The organism is Kitasatospora sp. NPDC056446 (genome assembly GCF_042796115.1).
Classification (GTDB): domain Bacteria; phylum Actinomycetota; class Actinomycetes; order Streptomycetales; family Streptomycetaceae; genus Kitasatospora.
Genome location: NZ_JBHTRF010000025.1, coordinates 1 through 14,799, shown reverse-complemented (window position 1 = coordinate 14,799; position 14,799 = coordinate 1). Strand labels below are relative to the sequence as shown.

Annotated in this window: 10 protein-coding genes; 8 read left to right on the top strand and 2 right to left on the bottom strand. The window is 78.1% G+C overall.

What is annotated here, in order from left to right; genetic code table 11:
- The first annotated feature begins 41 nt into the window (after positions 1–41).
- The 5 genes from ACFQ6N_RS17685 to ACFQ6N_RS17665 all read left to right on the top strand — a co-directional run bounded on the left by ACFQ6N_RS17685 (position 42) and on the right by ACFQ6N_RS17665 (position 9,424).
- Entirely contained in the window at positions 42–2,693 is a 2,652-nt protein-coding gene (locus ACFQ6N_RS17685; RefSeq protein WP_380649959.1) for a lantibiotic dehydratase, read from the top strand.
- An 85-nt stretch (positions 2,694–2,778) separates the two neighbouring features.
- On the top strand, positions 2,779–3,942 hold the full coding sequence (locus ACFQ6N_RS17680; protein WP_380649957.1) for a hypothetical protein: 1,164 nt from the start codon (positions 2,779–2,781) through the stop codon (positions 3,940–3,942).
- Between the two features lie 131 nt (positions 3,943–4,073).
- Complete coding sequence (locus tag ACFQ6N_RS17675; RefSeq protein WP_380649956.1) at positions 4,074–5,777, top strand: hypothetical protein; 1,704 nt, start codon at positions 4,074–4,076, stop codon at positions 5,775–5,777.
- Positions 5,777–7,732 (top strand): TOMM precursor leader peptide-binding protein, encoded by a 1,956-nt coding sequence (locus tag ACFQ6N_RS17670; protein WP_380649955.1) that lies wholly within the window; start codon positions 5,777–5,779, stop codon positions 7,730–7,732. The genes ACFQ6N_RS17675 and ACFQ6N_RS17670 overlap by 1 nt, the downstream gene beginning before the upstream one ends.
- 24 nt (positions 7,733–7,756) lie before the next feature.
- On the top strand, positions 7,757–9,424 hold the full coding sequence (locus ACFQ6N_RS17665) for a thiopeptide-type bacteriocin biosynthesis protein (RefSeq protein WP_380649953.1): 1,668 nt from the start codon (positions 7,757–7,759) through the stop codon (positions 9,422–9,424).
- Positions 9,425–9,466: 42 nt separating this feature from the next.
- Here ACFQ6N_RS17665 and ACFQ6N_RS17660 read toward each other — a convergent pair whose 3' ends face one another.
- Both ACFQ6N_RS17660 and ACFQ6N_RS17655 read right to left on the bottom strand, forming a co-directional pair.
- Positions 9,467–10,210, bottom strand: a complete 744-nt coding sequence (locus tag ACFQ6N_RS17660) for an SOS response-associated peptidase (RefSeq protein WP_380649952.1) — start codon at positions 10,208–10,210, stop codon at positions 9,467–9,469.
- 50 nt (positions 10,211–10,260) lie between these two features.
- Entirely contained in the window at positions 10,261–11,085 is an 825-nt protein-coding gene (locus ACFQ6N_RS17655; protein ID WP_380649951.1) for an AraC family transcriptional regulator, read from the bottom strand.
- A gap of 54 nt (positions 11,086–11,139) precedes the next feature.
- On the opposite strand from ACFQ6N_RS17655, the gene ACFQ6N_RS17650 reads away from it, so the two are divergent.
- The 3 genes from ACFQ6N_RS17650 (at position 11,140) to ACFQ6N_RS17640 (ending at position 14,693) form a co-directional block, all read left to right on the top strand.
- On the top strand, positions 11,140–12,369 hold the full coding sequence (locus tag ACFQ6N_RS17650; RefSeq protein WP_380649950.1) for an MFS transporter: 1,230 nt from the start codon (positions 11,140–11,142) through the stop codon (positions 12,367–12,369).
- Positions 12,370–12,483: 114 nt separating this feature from the next.
- On the top strand, positions 12,484–13,515 hold the full coding sequence (locus ACFQ6N_RS17645) for an alpha/beta hydrolase family protein (protein ID WP_380649949.1): 1,032 nt from the start codon (positions 12,484–12,486) through the stop codon (positions 13,513–13,515).
- A gap of 5 nt (positions 13,516–13,520) precedes the next feature.
- Positions 13,521–14,693, top strand: coding sequence for a saccharopine dehydrogenase family protein (locus ACFQ6N_RS17640; protein WP_380649947.1), 1,173 nt, complete (start codon positions 13,521–13,523; stop codon positions 14,691–14,693).
- Positions 14,694–14,799 lie beyond the last annotated feature (106 nt).

The window sequence follows — 14,799 nt, the reverse complement described above, 5'->3', positions numbered from 1 at the left end:
TCCGCCCGTGCACCGCCCTGACCCCGTCGGAGGGAGCCGCCATGCCGAACCGAGCCCTGCCCCGGCCCCAGCCCCGGGGCGTTCCGGCGTCCGCGCCGGCTCCGGCCGCGTACGCGGCGCGCCACGCCCTGGTGCGCGCCACCGTGCTGGCCCGGCCCGCGCAGTCCGCCCCGTCGGCGGCCGTCCGGGGCCTGCTGGCCGAACTCGGCACCGTCGATGCGGCGGCCACAGCCCTGCGGCGGGACCTCTGTGACGACCTCCACGACAGCCGCGCCGGACACGACGAGGAGTTCCACCGCCGGGTCGTGCTCCCGCTGCGCCGGGACCTGCACAACGGGCGCCCGCCCCGCCCCGCGCTGCTCGACCGGCTCGCCGACCTGCCGCGGCGCGTCCCCCGGCTCGCCGAGTGGCTGGACCTGCGGCAGCGGCGCGCCGCGCTGACCGCCGCGCTCGCCGACACCGTGCCGGCCGCGCTCGCCGCCGAACGGTCCGCGCTCGCCGACCTGTGCCGGGAGCCCGCCTTCGCCCGCGCCGTCGCCCTCACCAGCGCCGACCTGCTGCGCGCGGTCGCCAACACGGCCCGCGGGGCCGGCCCGGCGGGCGAGCGGTCCGGCCGGGCCCGCAAGGAGGAGGCCGCCGTCCTGCGGCACGCCCTGCGGGCCACCGCCAAGACCAGCCCGCTCTCCTGGTTCACCTCGGTCGGCTGGGCCCCGGGGGACGGCACCGCGCCGGACGGCCTCCCGGCGGGCCCCTACGCGGTGGTCCGGGAGAACCGGACACTGGTCGCCGCGCTCCTCCAGGCCCTGCTCGACGACCCCCGGCGCAGCCGCACCCTGCCGCACCGGATGGCCGGCCCCGCCCGCGTCGCCGACGGCCGGGCCCGCTACGCCCGGAGCGAGGTGGTGTTCGCCGGCGGGCGCTACCTGGTCACCCGCGAGGAGGAGGTCGAACTGGCCGCCCGGCCCGAACTGGCGCTCCTCGCCTCGCTCGCCGCCACCCCGGACACCCCGGACCGGCTCGCCGCCCGCCTCGCCGCCGCCCTCGGCCGCCCGGACGGCGACCCCGCCGTGGACCGCTTCGTCGGCCAACTCCTCGCCGCCCGCCTGCTGGTGCCCACCGACCCGGTCGACCCGCAGGACCCGCAGCCGCTGCGCAGCCTCGCCGACTGGCTGCGGCCGTGGCCGCAGGACGCCCCGATCGTCCGCTGGATCGAGCAACTGATCTCCCTCACCGGCCAGTTGGCCGGAGCCTCGGGCGAGCTGCGGCCCGTGCTGCTGGCCGTGCTCGCCGACGCCTGGCGCCAGGTGCTGGCCGAGGCGGGCCGGCCCGTACCCGACGACGCCGCGCCGCTCACCGTCCTCAGCGAGGACGTCCACGCGCCCGCGCCGCCCCAGCCCCGGCCGACCGAGGCCGACCGGATCGCGCTCGCCGAACTCACCGCACTGGCCGAGCTGTTCGACCTCGGCCACCTGATGCGGCGGGCCGCCCGCGACCGGTTCGTCGCCCGCTACGGGGCCGGCGGGGTCTGTACCACCCCGTGGGAGTTCGGCGCCGACGCCGCCGAGGCCTGGGCCGCCCCCGCGATACCGAACGAACTTTCCGCGCTGGCAGCCGAGTTCGCCGCCCTAGGGGAGACCGACGGCGAACTCGTACTCCCCGTCGCACAGGTCCGGGCCCTCGCCGCCCGGATGCCCGACTGGACCGCGGCCCGGCCGCTCAGCTACTCCTGGTTCGTCCAACGCGACGACGCCGACGGCCTGCTGTGCGTCAACCACGTCTACGGCGGATGGGGCCGCTTCACCAGCCGGTTCCTCGACGCCACCACACCGCGGGCCGCCGCCGAGGTCGCCCGGCAGATCCGCCGGGGCCTCGGGCCGGACGCCCGCGCCGCCCAGATCCGGCCGGTCGGCGGCTTCAACGCCAACCTCCACCCCCTGCTGCTCGCCGACGAGATCGGCCCCGACCGGCGGTGGACCAGCCTCGCCGAGGCCGACCTAGACCTCGTCCACGAACCGGCCACCGACCAGCTCCGCTTCCGCCTGCGGAGCACCGGCGAACTCCTGGACGTGCTCTACCTCGGCTTCCTCGCCCCGGTCATGCTGCCGCAACGGCTCGCCCCGCTGCTCGCCGACCACCCCAACGGCGTCGTCGACTTCCGCCCGCTGCTGCCCCGCACCCGCGTCGACGCACCCGGCGGCACCGTCACCCGCACCCCGCGCCTGCGCCACCGCCACGTCGTCCTCGCCCGCCGCCGCTGGCACCTCCCGCCCGCTGTCCTCGACACCCTGCGCGCCGACCTCGCCGCCGACCCCGGCCCCGAGGGCGTCCCGGCCGCCGCCACCGCCCGCTGGCGCGCCCTGCTCGGCCTCCCCGAGCAGCTCTTCCTCCACCCCGTCCCGGCCGCCGCCACCACGGGCACGCCCGCCGACGCCTTCGTGGCCCACCTGCGCGCCCCCAAGCCCCAGCCCGTCGACCTCGGCAACCCCCTGCACCTGCGCCACCTCGCCAAATGGCTCACCCGGCACCCGGGCGGCGTCGTCCTGGAGGAGGCCCTCCCGTCCGTCGCCGGTGCGGCGGAGCCGGTCCGGGCCGTCGAACTCGTCGTGGAGACCTACCGTCCCGGCCGGGCGGACGGCTCCGAGGGGGCCGAGGGGGCCGAGGGGGCCGACGGCGCCCGGGAGGGGGAGCGGTGACGGGCCCCGGCCCCGCGATCCCACGCCCACCCCTGCTGCCACCGAGCCTGCTGCCACCGACCCTGCTGCGCCGAGGAGACGTCCGATGAGTGACCCGGCCGACGGCCCGGAAGCCGTGACCGCCCGAGATGTGGTCCTGTCCTACTACCAGCCCGTCAAGGCCGCGGCGCTGCGCGAAGCCGTCCTGCCGCAGGCACGGCAGGCGGTCGAGGACGGGCTGGACGCGCACGTGGAGCGCCACTGGAGGTTCGGGCCGCACCTGCGCCTGCGGCTGCGCGGCCCGGACGCGCTGGTGGCGATCGCCGCCGAGCGGTCCGCCGACGCGCTGCGGGCGTGGGCGGACGCGCACCCGTCCGTCGCGGACCGGACCGACGGTCAGCTGCTCGCCGAGGCCGCCGTCGCCGGACGGGCCGAGCTGGTCGCGCCGCCGTACAGGCCGCTGGTGCCGGACAACACCGTCCGGGTGCTGCCCGTCGACCCGTCCGCCGAGGACTCCCTGCGGGCCCTGCTCGGCGCCGAATCCGCCGCCCTGCGCGACGAGCTGCTGCGGCTCGGGCTGCCCGCCCTCCGCTCCGGCTGCGACTTCCTCGGCGCGCACGGGGACACCTCCGAGGCCCGGGTGCAGCTGGTGGTGACGGCGCTCGCCGCGCACGCCGCCGCCCACCCGGAGGGACTGGTCGGCGGGCACTACTCGATGCTGTCCCACCTGGAGGACTTCCTCGTCCACGAGGACCCGGACGGCACCCTGCGGGCCGCCTTCGAGCGGCGCTGGGAGCGGGCCGGCGGCGCCGTCACGGCCCTGGTGGGCCGGATCACCGACGGCGGCGCGCGCGGCTGGGAACGGGACTGGGCGCACTGGTCGGCGACCGCCTGGACCCGGGCCGAGCGCCGGCTGGCGGCCGGGGCCGACCTCGGCGGCAGCCGCGCCGAGTACCGGGAGCGCGCCGCCGCCCTCGGCGACCCCGGCACCGCCGCCCGCTGGAACCCCGAAGTGCGCACCCGCTACAGCGAGTTCCACCAGCTGCTGCACCGCTCCGACCCCGAGGGCACGATGTGGAGCCGCCCGGACTACCTGATCTACCGGGCCTGCACCAACGGCCTGTACCGGCTGCTGGCGATCTGCGACGTCCGGCCGGTGGAGCGCTACCTCGCCGCCCACCTGGTGGTGCGCAGCGTGCCCGGGCTCACCGGGCACCGGTGGCAGGACCGGGTGGACGAGGTCATCGCCGTGGTGGAGGGCGCCGCGTGAGCGCCGCCGGGCCTGGTGCTCCTCCCAGCGCCGATTCCGCCGTCGGGCCTGCTGTCGATTCCGTCGTCGGGCCTGCTGCCGGGCCCGGGCCCGGCAGGCGGCTGCGGCCCCGGCTGCGCCCGGGCGTGGCGGTGACCCCGTTGCAGAACGGGCTGCACCTGCGCGGGCGCGGCACCAGCCTCACCCTGGAGGGCAGCCCGGCGCTCCCGGCGCTGTGGAAGCTGCTCGCCGCCCGGCTCGCCCCCGGAGCGGACGCGCCGACCGGGGCCGTCGCCCCGCCGGAGGCCCCGCCGAAGGTGGCGGCGGCGCTGGCCACCGTCACGGCCCGGCTGCGGGAGCACGACCTGATCGTGGACCACCCGGACGGGGCCCGGCTGCCCGCCTGGCCCGGCGCGGTGGCGGACGACCCGGGCGGCGCGGCGGCGGCCCTCGCGGCCGCCCGCCCGGTGGTCGCCGCCGCCGACCCGGACGGCCCGGTGGCCCGCGCGGTGGCCCGTGCCCTCCGCCGGGGCGGGACGGCCGCGCCGACGCTGGTCGCCGAACCCGCGCTGCCGGCCGGGCGGGTGGTGGTGTCGGCGGGTGACCCGGCCGTGGCGGTCGCGGTGCAGTGCGACGCGGGCGGAGGGTTCGTCACCGAGCCCGCCGACCCGGCCCGCACCCGCGCGGACGCCACCGCCCTCGCGGCCCGGCTGGGCCGGGACGCCGCCACGGACCGGCCGGCCGAGGCCCCCGGTTCGTCGGCGGACCCCGGTTCGTCGGCGGACCCCGGTTCATCGGCGGACCCGGCACCGACGGAACCGCCCGTGCCGGGCGCGCTGCCCGTCCTGCTCGCCGCCGCCGCTGCCCAGCGGCTGCTCTGCGCCGTCGCGGGCCTGCCCGATCCGGGCGATCCGGCCGACCAGCCGCTGCTGCTGGCCGGCCGCCCCGCCGTCCTGCTCGCCGAGGCGCGCCCGCCGCGCGCCGAGCACCGCCCGTGGGCGGCGGGCCCCGGCGCCGTCGCCGCGCCGCCCGGGGACCTCGGCGAGGCGCTGCGCCGGGTGACCGCCCTGGCCGACGCCCGGTTGGGCGTCCTCGACGCACCGTCACCCGGCGGGCTCCCGCAGCTGCCCGCCGCCCTGGTCTCCTGCGGGACGCCGTCCGGCACCCTGGTGGCCGGTGCCGCCCGGACGGACCTGGCCCGGCTGGCCGCCGCCTGCCGGTCCGCCGAACTCCACCTGGCCGCCGTCGACGGGGCGACCGGGGCGGTGGTCGGCGCCGACCCCGGCCACGCCCTCGGCCGGGCCCTGCGCCGGGCGGCCCTCGGCCTCGGTGACCCCGGCGGGCCCGTGCTGCCCGAGTCCGGCTGGCGGGAGCACCCCCAGGCCGCGCACTGGTGGGACGCGCTGGCCCGCCGCCTCGGCCGGCCCCCGCGTGTGACGGTCCGACGGCTCGACGGCTGCCGGGCCTACCGGGCCGAGGCCGAGCAGGCGGTGGCGATCGAGGCCACCCCCGCCGACGCGGTCGCCCACGCCGTCCTCGACGCCCTCACCCGCCTCCTCGCCCGCCTCGCCGCGCGGGACGGCGGCCCCGCCGCCGCCCACCACACCGCCCTCACCGGCGCGGCGGCTCCGCTCGCCGCCGCAGGGCTGCGCCCGGCCGCCTGGACGGACGAGGGCTGGACCGACCGGTGGCTCACCGGACTCGCCGACCGGGAAGCCGGTCTGCGGGCCGACCTGCACCGCCTGACCGGTCTGCGCACCACCCGCTGGCGCCCCGCGACCCCCGGCGCCCGGCCGCTCGCCGACGCCCTCGCCGGCTGCGGCTTCACGGCCCTGGTCCCGACCGGAGCCCACTGATGAGCCCACGGACGAGCACACCGACGACTCCACGGCCGGGCGACCCGACCGGCGACCCGGTGGGCGGACTCCCCGTCCTCACGGCGGAACAGGCCCTCGCCACCACGAGCGGCACCGCCGTCGTCCACCTCTCCGAGTGGACCCTCGGCCTGGCCGCCCGGCTCAGCCGGCACGCCCTCGCCCACCCCGTCCGGCTGGTCCCGGTCCGCGAGGACGGCGCGCTGACGCTGGTCGGCCCGGTCCTGCGCCCCGGCGCCCCGGCCTGTCTCGGTTGCACCGAGTACCAGCGGCTCGCCAGCGCCGGCGGCCGGGTGCCCTGGCAGAGCCCCGGGCTGGCGCTCGCGGGCACCGGCACCCCGGCGTTCGGCGACGCGGTGGCCGCGCTCGCCGCCGACCTGGCGGAGGCCGAGCCGGCGCACGGCGAGCCGGGCGACCCGGCCGGAGCCACCGTCCACCTGGTCGACGGCGGGCGCGCCACCTGGTCCACCCACCGGGTCCGCCCGGTCGGCGGCTGCCCGGTCTGCCGCCCGCTGCCCGCCGACGCGCCCGAGGCGGCCCGGCTGCCCGCGACGCCCCGCCCGCTGCCCGACCCGGCCGTGCTGCGCGGCCCCAACGACCGTACGGGGGCGGCACAGTTGAGGGCCGAGCTGTTCGACGAGCGGTTCGGCCCGGTCCGCCGGCTGTTCCGTACCGAGGACTCGGCCTTCGCCCTCACCAACGCCTGGGTGACCGACGGCCGGGCGCTCGACGACGGCGGGTACGGGCGGGCGGCGGACTTCCGCTCCAGCGAGCGGGTCGCGCTGTTCGAGGCCGTGGAGCGGCACGCGGGCATGCGGCCGCTCGGCCGCCGGACCGTCCTGCGGGCCTCCTACGCGGAACTCGCACGAAGGTCGGGCCCCGGCGCCGTCCTCGACCCCGTCCGGCTCGGCCTGCCCGACCCCGCCCACCACGGGCACCCGGCGGCCGCCACCGTCCCGTACACGCCGGACCTCGTCCTCGACTGGGTCCACGGCTGGTCGCTGACCCACCGCCGGCCGGTCGCCGTCCCCGAGCACGTCGCCTACTGGGACGTGCCGGGCCCCGACCGCCCCCGGGTGGTCTACGAGTCCTCCAACGGCTGCGGGCTCGGCAACAGCCCCCAGGAGGCCGCGCTGTACGGCCTGTTCGAGGTCGTGGAGCGGGACGCCTTCCTGCTCGCCTGGTACGCGGGCACCCCGCTGCCGGGCGTCACCGTGCCCACCGAGGACCCGCAGGTCGCCGACCTCGCCGCCCGGGCCCGGCTGCTCGGCTACCGCCTCACCCTGCTCGACGCCTCCGCCGACCTCGGCGTCCCCGCCGTCATCGCGCTGTGCCGCCACCGGGGCGGGCAGCCCGACGCCCCGCGCACCCTGCTGGCCGCCGGCGCCCACCACGACCCGCTGACCGCGATCCGCTCCGCCGTCGCCGAGGTGGTCACCAACGTCCAGGAGGCCCCGCACCGCTCCACCGCCCCCGGCGGCCCGCGCGACCCGCGGCGGCTGCGGGCCATGCTGGACCGGCCCGAGCTGGTCGTCGGCCTGGACGACCACGTCGGCCTGAACGCGCTGCCCGAGGCGCAGCCCCGCCTCGACTTCCTCTTCGCCGGCCCGCCCCCGGTCTCCTGGCGCGAGCGCTGGCCCGGCGCCCCCGCACCGGTCGCCGACCTGACCGGCCTGCTGGACCGGACGGTCGCCCGGCTCGCCGGGGAGGGCCTGGAGGTCATCGCGGTCACCCAGGACGAGCCCGGCGTCCGCGACCGGCTCGGCCTGCACTGCGCCAAGGTGATCGTCCCCGGCACGCTGCCGATGACCTTCGGCCACGTCAACCGCCGCACCCGCGGGCTGCCGCGCCTGCTCGATGTCCCGTACCGGCTCGGCCGCACCCCGGCCCCGCTGCGCCACGACGAACTGCCGCTCCACCCGCACCCGTTCCCCTAGCCGTCCGGGAAGGACGCGATCACGATGAAGGACGCGATGACGACCGCTGCCCGGCCGGGCACCACCCGGCCGGTGAGGGAGCAGCCGCCGACCGCCCCCGGCTGGCACAGCCTGCACCTCGCACTGCCACTGCCCGCCCCCGAGACGGACGCCTTCCTCACCGCCGACCTCGCCCCGCTGATGGACGGACTCCCGGGCACCGACTGGTTCTTCATCCGCTACGGCGAGGGCGGCCCCCACCTGCGGATCCGGCTGCGCGGCGAGGGCCCGCCGCCCGCCGGCCTGGCCGCCGACCTCGGCCGGCTCGCGACCCGCCGCACCCCGCCCGACGGGCCCTGGGCGGCCCGGCACGGCGAGGTCACCGAGGTGCCGTACGAGCCCGAGACCGAGCGCTACGGCGGCCCCGCCGTGCTGCCGATCGCCGAGGAGGTGTTCACCCACTCCACCCGCACCGCCGTGCACGCCCTGCGCGCCCTCGGCACGGCCCCCGGGTCCCGGCTGCCGCTCGCCCTCGACCTCGCCCACACCACCGCGCACGCCCTCGGCCTCGACGCGCTCGCCGCCTCGCGCTGGCTGCGCGCGCACGCCGCCTCCTGGCGCTGGGTCACCGAGTACCGGGCCCTGCCCGGCGCCGCCGTCCACACCAGGGTCAACACGGTGTTCGCCCGGCAGCGGGAGGCCCTGGCCGGGCGCGCCCGGGCGGTGCGCGCCGCCCTCGACGCGGGGACGGCCGCGCCCTGGCTGGGCGACTGGGCCGCGCAGGTCGCCGAGGCCGCCGCCCGGATGCGGGCCGCCGCGCCCGAGGGCGCGTCCGAACGGCTCCCGTGGGTGTGGGCGTCCCAACTGCACATGCTGTTCAACCGGCTCGGCGTCGGCCCCGACGAGGAGCGGGCGGTCTGCCGCCTCGCCGCCCGCACCCTGCTGGAGACCGACCGGCCGTTCACCTTCTTCCCGGCCGACCACCACGCCCCGGACCACCAGTACCTGGAGCGCAGCAAGTTCCAGATCGGGCGCACCGAGGACAGCACCCTGCGCGACCTGCCGCCCGCCCCCGGCCCGCGGCCCCGGCCCGACGACGTCCCGCTGCCCGCCGACCCGCTGCCCGCCGTCACCCTCGCCGACGCGCTGCACACCCGCCGCTCCACCCGCGGCCCGCTGACCGGCCCGCTCACCGCCGGAGCCCTCGGCGGCCTGCTCTGGCCCGCCTTCGCCGAGAACCCCGGCACCGGCCACCGCCCGTACCCCAGCGCGGGCGCCCTGCACACCGTCCGGCTGCGCCTGGTCGCCCTCGCCGTCGACGGACTGCCCGCCGGGACCTACCACTGCCTCCCCGAACACCGCAGCCTGCGCCCGATCGGCCCGGCGCCCGCCCTGGACGACCTCAAGGCCCTCTCCTCCTACACCGCCCGCCCGGCCACCGACCCGGACGCCATCGGCATCGACGAGGCGCCCGCCGTCCTCGCCGTCCACCTCGACCTGGGCCTGCTTCGCCGCCGCTACGGCCTGCGCGCCCTGCGCCTGGGCCTGCTGGAGGCCGGGCACCTCGCCCAGAACCTGCTGCTCACCTCCGCCGCCTTCGGCCTGGGCACCACCCCGCTGGGCGGCCTCCAGGACGACCTCGCCCATGAACTCCTGGGCCTGGACGACCTGGAGGAGCCGATCCAGTACCTGCTCCCGCTGGGCCGGACCTGACGGACCTGACGGCGCTGACGGCGCTGACGGCCGGACGGTGCGTCAGTCCGCGAGGCCCAGTGGGTCGGGCGCGGTGTCCAGCAGGTCGGGGCCGTTGTTGCGGACGCTGTTGACGGTGGTGGGGACGGCGCGCACGCGCAGGTCGCCGTCGGCGGGGCGGCGCAGCAGGTGGTGGAGTTCGGCCGGGTCGGAAAGGGTGGGGGAGAGCCAGCCGGGGACGTCGTCGGGGGCGATGGTGAGGGGCATCCGGTCGTGGACGCGGCCCGCGCTGTCGGTGGCGTCGGTGGTGATGACGGTGGCGGTGGCGAGCCAGGCGAGCGGGTCGTCGTCGGGGCGGGTGCGGTCGCGCCAGAACTCGTAGAGGCCGGCCATCAGCATCACGCCGCCGGTGCTGAGGAAGTACGGCTGCTTGTACTTCTTGCGGTCGGCCGTGGCGGGGACCTCGCGCCACTCGAAGTAGCCGTCGGCGGGGATGACGCAGCGGCGCGCGCTGAACGCCTTGCGGAAGGCGGGCTTGGTGTCGACCGTCTCCGAGCGGGCGTTGATCATGCGGGCGCCGCCGGACGGGTCCTTGGACCAGGACGGGACCAGGCCCCAGCGCAGCGGGCGCAGTTGGCGCAGCAGCTCGCCGGTGTCCCGGTCGAGGCGTTCCAGGACGGCCGGGACCGGGTCGGTGGGGGCGACGTTCCAGCTCGGCGCGAAGGTCTCGGCCGGGTCCCAGCGGAGCTCTCCGAGCAGCGAGACGAGGTCCTGGGGCGTGGTGGTGGAGACGAAGCGGCCGCACATGCCCCCCAGCCTGCCACCCGGGACGGACAACCGGGCCGAAGTCCGGGCCGTCAGCGGGGCGTCGGCCCGCCGCCCCGCTCGGCGCCGCCCTGGTGGCCGACGGTGTGGCCGGGGGTGTGGCCGAAGGCGCGGCGGAAGACGTCGATGAAGGCGCTGGCGGAGGCCCAGCCGCAGCGGTGGGCGACGGCGGTGACCGGCACGCCCTCGGCGAGCAGGACCAGGGCGTGGTGCAGCCGCAGCTGGGTGCGCCACTGGGGGAAGGTCATGCCGAGGTCGGCGCGGAAGAGCCGGGAGAGGGTGCGCTCGCCGGCGCCGACCCGGCGGCCGAGCGCGGCGAGCGTGCTGCGGTCGGCGGGGTCGGCCTCCAGCAGGGCGCACACGGCGCGTAGGACGGGCGTGGCGGGGGTGGGCAGGTGGAGCGGCTGCTGGGGCGAGGCGCGCAGCCGGTCCAGCAGGACGGCACGCAGCCGGTCGCGTTCGGGGCCGCCGTTCCCGGGGCCGCCGTCCCCGGCGGCACCGTCCCCGGGGGTGTGGGTGCAGGCGTGGGTGTAGGCGGTGATCAGTTCGCGCAGCAGCGGGTCGACGGCGAGGACGGTGGGCCGGTCGAGGCCGAGCGGGTTGTCGGTCGCGGGCAGGCCGACGAGGTGGAGTTCGAGGGCGCCGTGGGCCTGGTGGGCGTGGATCGTGCCGGCCGGGATCCAGATGGCGCGGTTGCCGGGGGCGACCCAGGAGCCGGCGTCGGTGGTGATGCTCAGGACGCCCCGCGCGGCGTAGGCGATCTGGTGGTCGTCGTGCCGGTGCGCGTCGATGCCGCCGCCGGGCGGCAGGTACCGGGTGCTGGTCGGGGCGACGGGATCGTGGCGGATTCTCGACATTGTCTGGCAGGTTATCGGAAGTCCGACAGGGTGTGCCGCGCCGAGCATGGCGGCATGCCGAAACGAACGTCAGACGAACGGATCCCGGGCCGCCGGTCGATCCTCCTGCTCTCCGTCGGGCACTCCTGCGTGGACGTCTACCAGGGCGCGGTGGCGGCCCTGGTGCCGTTCTTCGCGGCCGAACGCCACTACGGCTACGCCGCCGTCTCCGGGGTGGTACTCGCCGCCTCGCTGCTGTCCTCGGTGGCGCAGCCGCTGTTCGGCGCGCTCACCGACCGCCGTCCGCTGCCCTGGCTGCTGCCGGCCAGCACGCTGGTGGGCGGGGCGGGCATCGCGCTCAGCGGGGTGGGCGGCTCGTACGGGCTGACGCTCGCCTTCGTGGCACTGTCCGGGATCGGGGTGGCGGCCTACCACCCGGAGTCGGCCCGGGTGGCCCGGCTGGCGGCGCGGCGGGCGCAGGGCGGGCCGGGCGCCCACCGGGGCATGGCCTGGTTCTCGCTGGGCGGCAACCTGGGCTTCGCGGCGGCCCCGCTGCTGGTCGCGGCCGTGGTCGGGGCCGGGGGCCTGCGGCTGACCCCGCTGCTGGTGCTGCCGGCGCTCGCCGGCACCGCGCTGTGCCTGCCGGTGCTGCGTGAGCTGGAACGGCGGCGCGCGGCCGGGGCGCGGGCGCCCGAGCCGCCGGTGGCGGACGACCGGGCGGCGTTCGTCCGGCTGTCGCTGGCCGTGGTGTTCCGCTCGGTCGCCTTCGTCGGGCTGAGCACCTTCCTGTCGCTGTTCGTCACCCAGCGCCTCGGCGGCGGGACGGCGGCGGGCACCGCGGCGCTGGTGGTGCTGTACGCGGGCGGCGCGGTGGGCTCGGTGCTGGGCGGCGCCCTGGCGGAGCGGTGGGGGCGGGTCGCGGTGGCCGGCTGGTCGTACCTGGTGTCGGCGGTCGCGGTGGCCGGGGTGCTGCTGGTGCCGGGGCCGGCGCTCTACCTGTTCGTGGCGCTGACCTCGGCCGGACTGTACGTGCCGTTCTCCTTGCAGGTGACGCTGGGGCAGGACTACCTGCCGTCCCGGATCGGCACCGCGAGCGGGATCACCCTGGGCCTGACGGTGAGCATCGGCGGCCTGGCCGGCCCGCTGATCGGCGGTCTCGCGGACGCCACCTCGCTGCGGACGGCGCTGCTGCCGCTGGTGCTGATGCCGGTGCTGAGCTGGGTGCTGTTCCGGACGCTGCCGGAGCCGGTGGTGCCGGAGGCGGCCGGGGAGTCCGCCGCGGCGGCCGAGACGGCGCCGGTGTGACCGCCCGGGTGTGACGGCCGAGGTGTGACCGCCGAGGTGTGACGGTCCCGAGAATCGTTCATATCTGTTACGGTCGTTTCTGAAACGATCGATTGATGGGTGGGCGATATGCGGATGTCCGGCAGGCGCCGGTGGATCTGGGGACCCCTGCTGTCCGTGGCGGTGCTGCTGGCCGGCGCGGGCGGCTGGGTCGGGTACCAGAACACCTACGACCTCACCGAGGAGCGGGTCGTCATCACCGGCGGCAGACAGCCGCTGCACGGGGTCCTGGCCCGTCCGACCGGCCGCCAGGGCCCGTACGGACTGGTCGTCTTCGTCCACGGGGACGGCCCCACCGACGCCACCCACGACACCTTCTACCGGCCGCTCTGGGAGGCCATGGCCGAGGCCGGCTACGCCACGCTCTCCTGGGACAAGCCCGGCGTCGCCGGAGCCCCCGGCAACTGGCTCGACCAGAGCATCCAGGACCGCGCCGACGAGACCCTCGCCGCCGTCGCCTGGGCCAGGACCAGACCCGGCATCGACCCCGCCCGGATCGGCCTCTGGGGCGCCAGCCAGGCCGGCTGGGTGATGCCCAGGGCGGCCCGGCAGTCCGCCGACGTGAAGTTCGTGATCGCCGTCGCCCCCGCGATCAACTGGCTCCGGCAGGGCCGTTACAACCTGCTCGCCGGACTCGCGGCCCGGCACGCGTCCCCGGAGGAGACCGCGGCCGCGATCGCCCGCAGCGACCGGACCCGGGCCGCGCTGGCGGCCGGCCGGAGCTTCGAGCAGTACCGGGCGGACGGCGGCGACACCGACGGACTCACCCCGGAGCGCTGGGAGTTCGACAAGCGCAACCACCTCTCGGACGCCACCGAGGACCTCGCCGCCGTCCGGGTCCCGGTACACCTCGTCCTCGGCGGCCGGGACACCAACGTCGACAGCGACGACACCGAGGCCGGCTACCGACGGCTGCTCACCGCGCCCGGGCAGCTCCGGGTGCAGCGCCTCCGGGACGCCACCCACGAGATGCTCCCCGAATCCGTCGCGCGCTCCGGCCTCCGGAGCACCTTCCTCGCGATCGCCGCACCGCGCTCGCTCTTCGCCCCGGGCTACCTCGACGGCATCCGGGAGTTCCTCGCCTCACTCGACCACCGGAAGGGCTGACGACGATGAAGGTGCTCGCCCTCGGCGGAGCCGGCGCGATGGGCCGGGTCGCCGCGCGGGTCACGGCCGCGCTCCCCGGCGTCCACGAACTCGTGGTCGCCGACCGCGACCCGGCGGCCGCCCGCCGGGTCGCCGCCGCGCTCGCCGGCGCGACGGCCGTACCGGTGCGCCCGCTGCGCGTGGACGTCACGGACCCGGCGGAACTGCACGCCGCCCTCGACCGGGCCGACGCCGTGCTGAACACCGTCGGGCCCTACTACCGCTTCGGCCTCGACGTGCTGCGCGCCGCGATCCGCACCGGCACCCACTACCTGGACATCTGCGACGACTGGGAACCCACCGTCGCCATGCTGGAACTGGACGGCGAAGCCCGCGCCGCCGGGGTGCGCGCGGTCATCGGCATGGGCGCCAGCCCCGGCGTCAGCAACCTGCTCGCCGCCCGGGCCGCCGCCCGCCTCGACACCCTCACCGACGTGTACACTGCCTGGCCGGTCGACGTCGGGCCCCGGACCGACACCTCGCTGCTCGACCCGGGCGGCACCGTGTCTGCCGCCGCCGTGCACTGGATGCAGCAGATCAGCGGCACGGTCGCGGTGGTCGAGGGCGGCCGGATCGTGCGGCGGCCCCCGCTGCGCCCGGTCGCCCTCGACCTGCCCGGCGGCCACCGGGGGACGGCGTACACCGTCGGCCACCCGGAGCCGGTCACCCTGCACCGCAGCCTGCGGCCCGGCGGCGCGGCCGCCAACCTGATGGTGCTGAAGGCCGGCACCGCCGCCTACCTGGACGTGCTGCGCGACGACCTGGACGCCGGGCGGCTCGTCAACGAGACCGCCGCCGCCGACCTGGACCGACCCGGCCCGCGCCGCGTCCTGCGCGCCGCTCTCCGCACCCCGTGGCTGCGCGGCCCCGGCACCCTCCCGCCGTTCTTCGCCGCCGCCACCGGGACCCGCGACGGCCGCCCGGCGGCCGTGCTGGCCAGGCTGACGGGGGCCGAGGAGCTGATGGCGGACATGGCGGAGTCGACCGGTGTGCCCGCCGGGCTGGGGCTGGCGCAGTTGCTGGACGGGACGGTGGCGGCGGCGGGGGTGCACCCGCCCGAGGCGGTGGTCGACGGGGAGCGGTTCTTCCGGGACCTGGCGCGGCTGGTCCCGGGCGTGGAGGTGGTGGAGGAGCTGTAGCGGGTGCCTCGGGGGAGCGGCCGCCCGCGCGGGGCGGCACCGGTCCGGGCGCCGGACGCCCGCGTGGCGGAGCGGGGCGGCCCCCCCGCGGGGCGGCGCGGGGGCC

Bases quoted from the DNA above. Each gene is read 5' to 3' on its own strand.
- ACFQ6N_RS17680 (WP_380649957.1), top strand. From the start codon at position 2,779: ATGAGTGACCCGGCCGACGGCCCGGAAGCCGTGACCGCCCGAGATGTG.
- ACFQ6N_RS17645 (WP_380649949.1), top strand. From the start codon at position 12,484: ATGTCCGGCAGGCGCCGGTGGATCTGGGGACCCCTGCTGTCCGTGGCG.
- ACFQ6N_RS17660 (WP_380649952.1), bottom strand. From the start codon at position 10,210: ATGTGCGGCCGCTTCGTCTCCACCACCACGCCCCAGGACCTCGTCTCG.
- ACFQ6N_RS17655 (WP_380649951.1), bottom strand. From the start codon at position 11,085: ATGTCGAGAATCCGCCACGATCCCGTCGCCCCGACCAGCACCCGGTAC.
- ACFQ6N_RS17685 (WP_380649959.1), top strand. From the start codon at position 42: ATGCCGAACCGAGCCCTGCCCCGGCCCCAGCCCCGGGGCGTTCCGGCG.
- ACFQ6N_RS17665 (WP_380649953.1), top strand. From the start codon at position 7,757: ATGAAGGACGCGATGACGACCGCTGCCCGGCCGGGCACCACCCGGCCG.
- ACFQ6N_RS17670 (WP_380649955.1), top strand. From the start codon at position 5,777: ATGAGCCCACGGACGAGCACACCGACGACTCCACGGCCGGGCGACCCG.
- ACFQ6N_RS17640 (WP_380649947.1), top strand. From the start codon at position 13,521: ATGAAGGTGCTCGCCCTCGGCGGAGCCGGCGCGATGGGCCGGGTCGCC.
- ACFQ6N_RS17650 (WP_380649950.1), top strand. From the start codon at position 11,140: ATGCCGAAACGAACGTCAGACGAACGGATCCCGGGCCGCCGGTCGATC.